Source organism: Silicimonas lutimaris, assembly GCF_047314965.1.
Lineage (GTDB): Bacteria > Pseudomonadota > Alphaproteobacteria > Rhodobacterales > Rhodobacteraceae > JAVJUV01.
Genome location: NZ_JBLBVK010000037.1, coordinates 41,215 through 52,807 on the forward strand (window position 1 = coordinate 41,215; position 11,593 = coordinate 52,807).

An 11,593-nucleotide genomic window follows, 5' to 3' on the forward strand; every position below is an offset into this window, starting at 1 on the left:
AAGATGCGTTCGCTGTTCCGTGTGCCAACGCTCGTTTTTGCGGACGGACACTGCAGTTGGCACCGGTGGCCATTTTTCTTGAAAAAAACATAAGACTTTCGAATTCTGTTAGTATTTTCTGGTGCTGTCATTTCTCTGCTGCCACAATAAAGCTCCGGGTCATTGAAAGCCAAATCAGGGTAGAATTCGTTGTCATCCTTCCGCTTCGGCGATTTCCTCCTGTCGACGGAAGAACGCAAGCTGTCGCGCAACGGCATCGAATTGCCTCTGGGCGCCAGGGCTTTCGACATGCTCCGCTTCATGGTCGAGAACCGACATCGCGTCCTGACCAAGGCAGAGATACTCGACGCCGTTTGGCCGGATATCGCGGTTGAGGAAAGCAACCTGACCGTTCAAGTCTCGGCACTGCGAAAGGTGCTCGGACCCAAGGCGCTGGCAACGATACCTGGCCGGGGCTATCAGTTCGTCCTCTCTGTAGCGGAGAAAACGCTTGCCCCTGTTCCTGGCTCCGACAATCGCGATACCGTCTTCTCCGAGGTCCTTGTACTCCCCTTCACCAACAGCTCGAACGATCCCGATCAGGAGTATTTCGCCGACGGGATCACCGAGGATATCATCACCGACCTCTCCAAGGTCGCGGCACTGTCTGTTGTCGCCCGCAACACGGCCTTCACTTTCAAGGGTCGCGCCGTCAATGTCGCGCAAACAGCGCAGGACATGAAGCTGACCCATGTGGTCGAGGGCAGCGTCCGGAAATCAGGCAATAGGATTCGCATCAATGCCCAGCTTGTAGATGGCGCGACGGGGCGTCCGGTCTGGGCGGAGCGCTTCGATCGCGATCTGGCCGACATCTTCGATCTTCAGGATCAGATCACCGAAGCCATCGTCGCCGCGCTCAAGGTAAGGCTTGTCCCGGCCGAGCGCGTGGCAATCCAGTCGCGCCCAACCGACAACCCCGAAGCCTACGAACTCTATCTCCAGGCGCGCTACCATCACACGCGTCTTGACAGGCGCAACTTTGAGATTGCTAGCCGCCTCGCTCAAAAGGCGCTTGATATCGACCCCGATTTCGGCCTCGCATGGGCGCTTTTGGCTATCAGTCTGACGGGGCTCTATGGCCTTTCAGGCTCGACCGAACATGGCCGTGAGGCGGCCGAGCGTGCGCTCGCACTGAATCCCGACTTGGCAGAGGCGCTTGCGGCAAAGGCCTTCGTTCTGGCCGGTCTTGGTCGCTTCGACGAGGCTTTCGAGCTTCATGAACGCTCGCTTCAACTGGACCCGAATTCCTACGATGTTCGCTTTCTCTATGGGCGAACCTGTTTTCAGAAAGGACGGCACGAAGAAGCCATTTTGCACTGGGAACGCGCAGCCGAACTTTCGGAAGCGGATTTGGCGGCAACCTCCCACATCGCCATGTGCTACAAAGCAACAGGCCAGCATGAAAAGGTGCTGGACACAGCCCGCCGTACGCTCGTGCGAGCGGAACGCGTGCTTGCAGAGAACTCATCGGATTCCTATGCATTGATCACCGGTGTCAGTGCGCTTGCAAAACTGGGCGAAGCCGAACGCACCAAGCAATGGTCCCTGCGGGTCAAGGCCGTTGATCCCGATGATCCAAGCATCGACTACAACATCGCTTGCGCCATGGCACTGCTCGGTGAAACGGAGGCCGCACTCGATGCGCTCGAAGCCTGCCTGCCGCAGGTCGACCCCGTCACATTCTCAGTCTGGATTAAACAGGACAACGACCTCGACGCCCTGCGCGATCTTCGTCGCTTCCAGTGCCTCGTTCGCGACCTTGATGCGCGTGCGGCCGCCGCAATGGCGTGACCGCGCGACCCAGCCCTTTGTGTTCGGGGCATCGCGGCGTGTGGCTGCCTTCAAACCATAGACGTCCTCAAAGAATCTGCCGGCCATTGGGAACCTTTCCGAAGTTTTTGGAACAGTTCGGGCCGTTTCAGGACATTCACCCTTCTGACTGCCAGCCTGGCTTCACCAACCGACCATTCCGGCAGGTTCTTCAGAAGGAATCCAGACATGACCGATCTTTCGGCACCGCTGCGGACCCGCGCACCAAAGTCGCTGCTAGCACGCGCCCTCCGTCTTCCATTGACGCTCATGAAGTCTCTCTTAGGACGGCGCCCCGACTCCGATGTCGACCTTCGCCACGCCAATGAGTATTTCCTTCGAGATATCGGCCTGCGTCGTTGAAATGATGCCGCGCCAATTGCTGCTATCGGAAGGTTGTTGCAATCGAAGCAGCGAGGCACTGCCAAAAGCCCTCCTTTTTCTAAAGCGGAACAGGGCAGAAGTTTCGGCCGCGATGTGGTCAGTTGCTCGAAACCGTGCATTCGCCGCGAGACAGAAACCCGTCAAGTTGGGCTCGAGGCTGTCGTTCGCTGCGTCCCGCCCGAATGTCCGCTGCCGGCCCGATAAGCCTCTGAACCGCGTCGAGTTTGCCGGAGGCTCCAACTCATGATTAGGATTGAGCATCATGACAAAGACAACGAACAAGTATTCGCCAGAAGTGCGCGAACGTGCTGTGCGGATGGTATTGGATGGCGCGGGACAGCATTAAAGCCGTTGGGCGGCCTCATTCAGCCAGGTGGCAGGCCACCACCGTCCCATCGATCCGGCGGGTCTTTGGCCTTTCGCTCCGGCAGATATCGGTGGCCAGCGGGCACCTTGGATGAAACGCGCATCCCGAAGGCGGATTGATCGGGTCCGGAATCTCGCCCTTCGGCGGGTCCACCTCACGACCGAAAGCGTCCATGCGCGGCGCGGCGTCCAGAAGCATGCGCGTATAGGGATGCTTGGGCGCCTCGAACAGCGCGGCCGGATCCGCCTCCTCGACAAGGCGCCCCAGGTACAGAACGCCGATGCGGTCCGCCATGTGCCGCACAACGGTCAGATCATGGGTGATCAGCAGATAGGTCAGGCCCAACTCATCCTTCAGGTCGCTCATCAGGTTCAGAACCTGCGCCTGAACCGAGACATCCAGTGCCGATGTCGGCTCATCGCAGACGATCAGCCGCGGCCGCGACGCCAGCGCTCGGGCAATGCAAATTCGCTGCCGCTGGCCGCCCGAGAACTCGTGCGGGAACTTGCCGGCATCCGCTGGATGCAAGCCGACCTGCTGCAGCAGCCGCTCGGCCAGACCCTCCGTGTCGCCACCCCGGAACGCGACCGGCTCGACGATGATGTCCCGGACGCGCCAGCGCGGGTTCAGCGAGGCATAAGGGTCCTGGAAGATCATCTGGATGTTCGAGCGCACATCGGCGACCCGCCCGGAATCCGCTTCGGTCGCGATATTGACGCCCTGGACCTCGATCGCGCCTCCGGTCGGTCGCAGCAGTCCAACGACCATCCGCCCTATCGTCGACTTGCCAGACCCGCTTTCGCCCACAAGCGCATAGGTCGTGCGCTCCTCGATCTCGAAACTCACATCCGAAACGGCTGTCAGCAATGCCTTGCCGCGCCGCTCCAGAACCCGGTTGAGCCAGGGTTTCGAGACATCGAACACACGCGTCAGCCCCTTGATCGAAACGTAAGAACTCACCCTGCCGCCTCCGCCACCATCGGGAACCAACAGGCCGCCCGCCCCTCGCCCTTCACGGGGCACGGCGCATGCCGGCACTTGTCCTGGGCGCGCGGGCAGCGCGGATGAAACGCGCACCCCTCCGGCAGCTGCGTAAGGCGGGGCATCGAGCCGGGAATTTGGTGCAGCCGCCGTTGCCCAAGCGATGCCAGCGGCGTCGAGGCCATCAGCCCATGAGTATAAGGATGCTCCGGCGCCGTCAGAACCTCGCGAACCGGACCAAGTTCCGCCAGCCGCCCGGCATACATCACCGCCACCCTGTCCGCCGCCTCGGCGATGACGCCCATGTCGTGGGTGATCAGCATCACCGCCGTTCCCCGATCGCGGCAGAGTCGTTTCAGAAGCGCGATGATCTGCGCCTGCACCGAGACATCCAGCGCCGTGGTCGGCTCATCCGCGATCACAAGGCTGGGCTCCGCGCAAAGCGCCAGCGCGATCACAACCCGCTGCCGCATGCCACCCGAGAACTCGTGCGGATAGCTGTCGATCCTCTCCGCCGCGCCCGGAATCCCGACCTCTTCCAGAGCTGCAACCGCCCGGCGCTCTGCCTCCTTCTGGGAAATGGGGAGATGCGTCAGCATCGTCTCCGCCAGTTGATCCCCGATGGTCAAAAGAGGGTTGAGCGAGGTCAGCGGATCCTGAAAGATCATGCCGATCTCCTTGCCACGAAGCCGCCGCATCGCCTCGCCTTCCAGCGGATCGATGCGTTTGCCGTTCAGCCAGATCTCACCGCCCGAGATATGCGCAGGCGGGTTCAAGAGCCCGATCACCGCATTCCCGGCCATCGACTTGCCCGCGCCGCTCTCGCCGACAACGCCCAGGGTTTCCCCCCTTCCGATGTCGTAGGTTACGCCGTCCACGGGTTTCACGATGCCTTGCCGCGTCGGAATCTCGACCGTAAGGCCTCGAATGGAGAGGACGGGTCCGGTCATCTCAGCCTCGGATTCAAAGCATCCCGCAACCAATCCCCCAGCAGGTTCACAGACAGAGCCAATGCCAGAAGCGTGCAGGCCGGGAAGAACAGGATCCACCACTCGCCCGAGAACAGGAAACCCTGCCCGATCCGGATCAGCGTCCCAAGCGAAGGCTGGGTGGGCGGCGCACCCACGCCGAGGAAGCTCAGCGTCGCCTCAGCGATGATCGCCAGCGCAAGCGAGATCGTCGCGATGACCAGTACCGGTGACAGCGCATTGGGCAGAATGTGCCGGATCATGATCGCCCACGGGCTGCGCCCGATCAGCTGCGCGGCTGCGACGTAATCCTTGCTCTTCTCGACCAGTGTCGCCCCACGCACCACGCGTGCGAACTGGACCCAGTCGCTAAGCCCGATCGCCAGGATCAGCACCCATATCGCCATCTGGTCCCGGTACTCGACCGGCGTAAAGCCCTTGGCCACGCCGAAGATCAGCATCGCCACCAGGATCGACGGAAAGGTCAGCTGCACATCGGCGATCCGCATGATGATGGTCTCGGTCCAGCCTCCGAAATAGCCCGACAACAACCCCAGCACGATCCCCAGCACCATCGCGAACAGAACCGCCGAGAACCCGACAAACAGAGAAACCCGCATGCCGTAGAGAATGGTCGAGAACACGTCCCGCCCCTGGTCGTCGGTACCCATCAGGAAGGTGCTGCCGGTGAACGCGTTCGGCTCCATCGGCGGAGTGAACCCGTCCATCAGGTTCAGGCTCGCCGGATCGAACGGGTTCGTGGGCGCGATCAGCGGCGCAAGAACCGATGACAGAACCAAAAGACAGACGACCGCGAACGACACCATGGCCACCGGAGACCGCCGGAAAGAGTAGTAGAAATCGCTGTCCCGGAACCGCGCCCAGCGCCCTTTTTCGACGGGCTTCGAGTCGATCGGCCTCGATGCATCGCTCATCAGTGACCTCCCGCCCGGTCGACTCGAAGCCTCGGATCAATAAGGACATATAGGATATCGACGATCAGGTTGATGCCCACGAACATGACCGAGATCAGCATCAGGTAGGCCGCCATGACCGGGATATCGACGAACTGGATCGCGTTGATGAACAACAGCCCCACCCCGGGCCACTGAAACACCGTTTCGGTGATGATCGCAAAGGCGATGATCGCGCCCAACTGCAACCCGATCACGGTGACCACCGGCACCATCGTGTTCTTCAACGCATGCCGGAAATGCACCACCCTGTCCCGCAGTCCGCGCGCGCGGGCGAAGCGGATATAGTCCTGCCGCAGCACCTCCAGCATCTCCGACCTGACCAACCGCATGATCAGCGTCATCTGGTACAGCCCAAGCGTGATCGACGGCAGGATCAGCGCCTTCAGCCCGCTCTCGGTCAGGAAGCCGGTCGTCCACCACCCGCCTAGCGCTACCGTCTCGCCCCTCCCGAACGATGGCAGCCAGCCAAGTTCGACCGAGAACAGGTAGATCAGCAAAATCCCGATCAGGAAGGTCGGCAGCGACACGCCGATCAGCGAGGTCGCCATGATGATATGTGCCGTCGCACCATTGCGCCGGATCGCGGTGAATACCCCAAGCGCGATGCCGAACAGAATCGCCAGAATTCCGGAGACAGCCGCAAGTTCCAGCGTCGCCGGAGCGCGCTCCAACAGGATCTCCGCCACCGGCCGGCCCTGTCGATAGCTTACCCCGAAATTGCCCTGCAAGGCGCCTTCCAAGAACTTGAAATACTGGATGGGAAACGGCTGATCGAGGCCAAGCTGGGCGCGCAGGCGCTCCACATCCTCCATCGTCCGCTCCTGCCCCAGAAGGTTGTCGATCGGGTCGCCGACGAAACGGAACATGGAAAAGGCAACCAGCCCCACGACCAGTAGGACGAGGATAGACTGCCCGATCCGTCGGATGATGAAGGCAAGCATCTACGACAACCGTTGTAATTTGATCAGTTCACCGTCACCCAGCGCAGGATGAAGAAGTTATCCGGCCGCTGCGTCAGCTCGATATTGTCGCGCGTGCCCCAGACCAAGGGCTGGACGTAAAGCGGAACATAGGCCACGTCCGCCTGATAAAGCGCGGTGACCTCGTCCAGCATCGCCTGCCGCTTGCCGGCATCGATCTCGGCCAGGATCATCGGCAAAAGCTCGTCCAGCCGCGCGTTGGAATAACCGCCGAAGTTCCACGAGCCCAGGCGCTTTTCCTCGTTTGGCGTGGAGGCCAGGAAACGCAGCGGATGCTCGTGATCCAGCGATCCGCCGGGAGACCAGCCAAGAAGATACATGTCGAAATTGTCCGCGCGCAGCTCCGGCCAGTAATTGGCGACCGGCATCGCGTCCAGATCGGCAGTGATCCTCACCTGAGCCAGCATCCCCGTGATCGCCTGGCAAACGGATTCGTCGTTTGGATAGCGGTCGTTGGTGCATTTCAGCCCGAACCCGAAACCGTCGGCATAGCCCGCCTCGGCCAGCAGCGCGCGGGCCGCATCGGGATCATGGGCCGGGCGCTCCGCGTTGGCCGCTGAAAACCCGCTCAGCGCCGGCGGCACAAGCTGGCTCGCTGGCTCGGCGCTGCCGCGCCAGATCGTCTGCAAGATCGCGTCGACATTGATCGCCTTCGCCACCGCTTCGCGCACGCGCACATCGCGGAACGGGTTCGGCGCACCAGCGCTGGCACCATACTTTAGGGTTTCCGCCTCATGCGAGAAGCCAAGCATGATGATCCGGGTCTCCACGCCCTGGATCACACGCACGCCGTCCGTCGCCGACAGACGCGCTGCATCCTGGATCGGAACCGGCTCTACGAAATCGACATCCCCCGAAAGCAAGGCCGCAACCGCCGTCGCCGGGTTCTGGATCGGCGTGAAGATCGCGCGCGTGATGTTGTGCTCCGCTTCGCCCCACCATGCCTCGTTCGGCACAAGCGTCGTGGTCAGTCCCGGCTGGCGATCCTCCAGCCTGAACGCGCCCGTTCCATTCACGTTCAGCGTCGCGAAATTCCCGGTTTCCTTGTCGGGCCGCTCGGCATTGTTCGCCTCGGCCCAGCCCCTGTCCATGATCATCCAATTCGCGATCGAAGCGGGGAACAGCGGGTTGGGCGCGTTGGTGTAGAATTCAACCGTGTAATCGTCCACGACCCGAATTTCCGTGACCGGAGAAAACCAGCTTCGAACATCCGAGCTTTCGTCGGAGGCGCGCTCGTAGGAGAACAGCACGTCATCGGCGTCGAAAACAGCGCCGTCATGGAAGGTCACGCCCTGGCGCAGCTTGAAACGCCAGCCATCGCCAGCGCCGATCGGTTCCCAGCTTTCGGCCAGCGAGGGCTCGATCTTCATGTCCTTCGACATGCGCACAAGCCCGTCATAGACATTGCTCAGAAAGCCCAGAACCGGGGCCGAACTGACGGCATGCGGATCCATGGTCTGCGGATCGGTCTGGCCCGCCCAGCGGAATTCCTCGGCGACGGCAGGCACAGCAAGTGCCGCACTCATCGCGATTGCGCATGTCAGTCTAAGCATCTGGATAATCTCCCCGGCAGGGTTGCAGTTCACCTCACGCAACGTTGGGCAAGGTATGAAGCCATGAGGCTGGAACATGAAACAGGCCGGCCCCGCGCGGGACCGGCCTGACACCGGCAATGCCAGTCAGTTCATGGTGAAATACTTCACCTTCGGTTGATCCTCGGGATCGACGTCGATCCCGACACCGTCCGCCATCCCCCAGTTCAGGACCTGGTGATGGATCGGGATATAGAGAACCTCGTCCTGCACGACGCGCCAGATATCCGCGATATCCGCTCTCCGTGACTCAAGGTCCGTGTTCGACGCCAGCGACTTGATCTTCGCGTCCAGCTCGTCGTTGTCGAAACCGGTGCCATTCCAGGTGCCGATATCGCTCTCGCGGCCATGCACCAGGAAGTTGAAGATGTACTCGGAATCGTACGTCGGCACGCCCCAGCCCAGCAAGTAGAAATCGGTCTTCCCGTCGGTGATCAGCGGGAAATGCTGCGCCTTGGATTTGGCGTCTAGGTTCACCGTAACGCCGATCTGGCCCAGCATGCCGACAGCTGCCTGGCAGATCGCCTCATCGTTGATATAGCGATCGTTCGGGCAATCCAGCCGGATCGAGAACCCGTCACCGTAGCCGGCTTCGGCCATCAGCGCCTTGGCGCCCTCGATGTCGGTCGTGCTCTCGCTATCCATCGCTTCGGTCCAGCCGTTGACGAAAGGCGGCGCGATCATGCCCGCAGGCTGCGACTGACCGCGCATGACGACCTGCTGGATGGCGTCGCGGTTGATCGCCATCGACATGGCCTTGCGGACGCGCACATCCGCCAGCGGGTTCTTGCCGTCGACATTGTCGGCTTCGAGATCCTCGGCGCCCTGGTTCATCCCGAAGAAGATGACCCGGTTCTGCGGCGCTTGCTTGACGACCAGACCATCGGCGGCATCGACGCGGGCAAGATCCTGAACCGGCATGTCCTGCAGGAAGTTCACCTCGCCCGACAACAGCGCCGCCACCCGCGTCGCCGCGTTCTGGATGGGCGTGTAGACGATCTCGGTCACTTCCATCGGGAACATGTCGCGTCCCCAATAGCCGTCGTTCCGCGTCATCACGGTCTTCACGTCGGGCTCGCGGCTGACCAGCTTGTAGGGGCCGGTGCCGTTAGCATTCGTGGTCGCGAAGGTGATCTCGCCACCCTCGAAATCCTGCACGTTGACCGTGTTGTTCGCCTCGGTCCAGCCCTTGTCCATGATGAAGAGGTTGGTCAGGTTCGAGGGCAGAATCGGGTTCGGCCCGTCGGTGACGATCTCGATCGTGTGGTCGTCTACCGCGCGCACCTCGGTGATCGAGCCGATCAGCTCTTTCATGTCCGAGTTCGGCTGTTTCGCACGCTCGAAGCTGAAGACCACGTCTTCCGCCGTGAAGTCAGCTCCATCGTGGAACTTCACACCCTGGCGCAGATTGAAGACCCAGACATTCGGATCCTCTGCGCTCGGCGCCCAGTCCGTCGCCAGTGCAGGCTCGAAAGCGCCCGTCGTGTCACGGATGATCAGAGGCTCATACATCTGGTGGCGGATCGTGTGACTCGGACCCTCGTTCTGCGAATGAGGGTCAAGGGTCAGGGCGTCGCCGGCCCGCGCCCAGCGCAATGTCTCGGCATAAGACGGAACCGCAATCAATGCGGCCACAGACGCCAATGCGACTTTCTTTACGATGCTCATGAATTCTCCCAGTCGGCTTTTTTTGTGATGCACCACTTTTCGACAAACCGGGACAAACCACAAGGCCGACAAGCGCTTTCCCGACAATAAACGTCAAGAAATGCCCCAGGCTCCCTGAGCCATGCTCAAGCGGAACCTTCTATGCCTCGGCCAGAAGCGGCACCGATTCCCGAACTTCCAGAAAAGCCCAGATCGCACGCGTCGCCCGTTCGAACGCCCCTTGTTCCGGAACAACCGGACGGTCAGGTCGACCACCCAGTCCGGCTCGACGTCGCCTAATGGCTGCTTCTCACAGTAGCGGACGTTCGCAGAAATTTGGGTAATGACCGAGTTGCGGGACTTTGCTGCCGTTGAAACTGCTCGAGCGAACGGCTGCTATTGAGTTTCGGTGGTTCAGTGCGCTCTCAGCATGCAGGTCGCACCACGGCCCGCCGCATACATTTGCTCTGGCGTTGCCCTTGCCCGGAGCAGCGCTGAGATACCCACCACCGCGTTCACAAAATGAGCGGCAAGGTCATCAAGACTCGCGTCTTCGGTGACATCACCATCTCTTCGGGCATTCTCTAAAGCGTTTCGAAACCCCTTAGTTAGTCTGTTGAGATAGGCATCGACATACTTCGCACTCCCCGGGTCCAGTGCGGCCCGTTCAACGGCTGTATTAGCCATGAGACAGCCAAGACCACGGAACTTCGACTCACTGGCAGATGCATAGCCGAGGAAGGCATCACGGATGGTCTGCGCGTTGGCTTCAGGCGCTTCAATTGGCGCCAGCACGCGGGACAAGTTGATCTCGCTGTAGCGATCAAGAGCGGCTTCGAAGAGTTCCTGCTTGGACCCGAACTCAGCATACATGCTTTTTCGGTTCATCCCCAGTTCATCAACGAGTTCAGCGGTGCTGGTCGCCGAATACCCCTGCCGCCGAAACAGTTCGATGGCGCGGTCAAGAACCTCTTCGCGATTGTATCCTTTTGGGCTGGGCATCGGCGTCCTCAAGAATGCTTATTGACTCCATGGTAATCGATCAGTTACCTATGTCAAGGTAATCGATCAGTTACCATACTGGAACTGACCACTAGGAACCAAAACCGGAGAGAGATCATGGACACGAACGCAATCACAGTCGTCTACAAATGGACCGCAAAGCCGGGGCAGCTTGACGTGCTCAAAGGCATCTATGACGGCGTAACCGACGCCATGCAGGCGAATGAGCCCGGCGCTCTGGAAGTGCAGATCTATGTGTCGGAAGATGAAAACGCGCTTTATGTGCGCGACGTCTTTGCTGATGCGGGTGCACTGGGCTTTCACCTGAGCGAAACGGCGGGCCCGCATTTCCCAAGCCTTCTCGAAGTCGCAACGCCGGGTGCCTTTCTCTTCTTCGGCGATGTCCCGGCAGAGATGCAGCAGGCGGCCAAAGCCATGGGGCTCGCTGCCGAATTCGCCTGCCACAGAGTTGGCTTCAACCGCTGAACCAAACGACGACCAAACCCAAAAGGATAGACCAATGACCTTCCCAAACCTGAAATTGACCGCCGCCGCTGCAATAATCGCTGTGATGGGTGCGCCTGCAATGGCCGAAAACGGTTCTGAAATCGCACTCACCTACGTTTGGACAGCGCACGAAGGGCAAGAGGAGCGGCTTGTCGCCACCTATGGAGCCGTCGGCGAGATACTTGAAGCCAATGAGCCCGGCTGTCTAGCCCCCTGTGTATGGGCCACTGATCAGGGGTTTCTCTAATAGGGTTTCAGGAACGGGCGGGCGCATGTTGAGTGCCTGATGCGGCCGGGTGTGATTGTACTGCCTGAGCCAGTGATTGATGACGATCTGAGC

General features: G+C 60.7%; 12 protein-coding genes. 3 read left to right on the forward strand and 9 right to left on the reverse strand.

The features are described from left to right. Positions 1-189 precede the first annotated feature (189 nt). Positions 190-1,830: a winged helix-turn-helix domain-containing tetratricopeptide repeat protein gene (locus ACKLNI_RS04190; RefSeq protein ID WP_413717771.1), complete on the forward strand. Its 1,641-nt coding sequence runs from the start codon at positions 190-192 to the stop codon at positions 1,828-1,830. 300 nt (positions 1,831-2,130) lie between these two features. Here ACKLNI_RS04190 and ACKLNI_RS04195 read toward each other — a convergent pair whose 3' ends face one another. The 8 genes from ACKLNI_RS04195 to ACKLNI_RS04230 all read right to left on the reverse strand — a co-directional run bounded on the left by ACKLNI_RS04195 (position 2,131) and on the right by ACKLNI_RS04230 (position 10,746). Further along, complete coding sequence (locus ACKLNI_RS04195; RefSeq protein WP_413717782.1) at positions 2,131-2,496, reverse strand: hypothetical protein; 366 nt, start codon at positions 2,494-2,496, stop codon at positions 2,131-2,133. A 97-nt stretch (positions 2,497-2,593) separates the two neighbouring features. After that, positions 2,594-3,559 carry an ABC transporter ATP-binding protein gene (locus ACKLNI_RS04200; RefSeq protein WP_413717772.1) on the reverse strand — a complete coding sequence of 322 codons (966 nt, stop codon included), beginning with the start codon at positions 3,557-3,559 and terminating at the stop codon, positions 2,594-2,596. After that, positions 3,556-4,530: an ABC transporter ATP-binding protein gene (locus ACKLNI_RS04205; protein ID WP_413717773.1), complete on the reverse strand. Its 975-nt coding sequence runs from the start codon at positions 4,528-4,530 to the stop codon at positions 3,556-3,558. The genes ACKLNI_RS04200 and ACKLNI_RS04205 overlap by 4 nt, the downstream gene beginning before the upstream one ends. Continuing rightward, positions 4,527-5,483, reverse strand: a complete 957-nt coding sequence (locus ACKLNI_RS04210) for an ABC transporter permease (RefSeq protein ID WP_413717774.1) — start codon at positions 5,481-5,483, stop codon at positions 4,527-4,529. Before ACKLNI_RS04210 ends, ACKLNI_RS04205 begins: the two co-directional genes overlap by 4 nt. Continuing rightward, on the reverse strand, positions 5,483-6,466 hold the full coding sequence (locus ACKLNI_RS04215) for an ABC transporter permease (protein ID WP_413717776.1): 984 nt from the start codon (positions 6,464-6,466) through the stop codon (positions 5,483-5,485). Before ACKLNI_RS04215 ends, ACKLNI_RS04210 begins: the two co-directional genes overlap by 1 nt. Before the next feature lie 23 nt (positions 6,467-6,489). After that, the gene (locus ACKLNI_RS04220) at positions 6,490-8,058 is read right to left on the reverse strand and encodes an ABC transporter substrate-binding protein (protein WP_413717777.1); all 1,569 of its coding nucleotides are present in this window, start codon (positions 8,056-8,058) and stop codon (positions 6,490-6,492) included. A gap of 126 nt (positions 8,059-8,184) precedes the next feature. Continuing rightward, positions 8,185-9,765, reverse strand: coding sequence for an ABC transporter substrate-binding protein (locus ACKLNI_RS04225; protein WP_413717778.1), 1,581 nt, complete (start codon positions 9,763-9,765; stop codon positions 8,185-8,187). A 393-nt stretch (positions 9,766-10,158) separates the two neighbouring features. Next, positions 10,159-10,746: a TetR/AcrR family transcriptional regulator gene (locus ACKLNI_RS04230; RefSeq protein ID WP_413717779.1), complete on the reverse strand. Its 588-nt coding sequence runs from the start codon at positions 10,744-10,746 to the stop codon at positions 10,159-10,161. Between the two features lie 117 nt (positions 10,747-10,863). Here ACKLNI_RS04230 and ACKLNI_RS04235 point away from each other — a divergent pair, with 117 nt between their 5' ends. Both ACKLNI_RS04235 and ACKLNI_RS04240 read left to right on the forward strand, forming a co-directional pair. Then, positions 10,864-11,232: a putative quinol monooxygenase gene (locus ACKLNI_RS04235; protein ID WP_413717780.1), complete on the forward strand. Its 369-nt coding sequence runs from the start codon at positions 10,864-10,866 to the stop codon at positions 11,230-11,232. 34 nt (positions 11,233-11,266) lie between these two features. Further along, the gene (locus tag ACKLNI_RS04240) at positions 11,267-11,500 is read left to right on the forward strand and encodes a hypothetical protein (RefSeq protein WP_413717783.1); all 234 of its coding nucleotides are present in this window, start codon (positions 11,267-11,269) and stop codon (positions 11,498-11,500) included. Here ACKLNI_RS04240 and ACKLNI_RS04245 read toward each other — a convergent pair. Then, positions 11,459-11,587, reverse strand: a complete 129-nt coding sequence (locus tag ACKLNI_RS04245) for an integrase core domain-containing protein (RefSeq protein WP_413716991.1) — start codon at positions 11,585-11,587, stop codon at positions 11,459-11,461. The two genes, ACKLNI_RS04240 and ACKLNI_RS04245, sit on opposite strands and share 42 nt — an antisense overlap. Between the last annotated feature and the right edge of the window lie 6 nt (positions 11,588-11,593).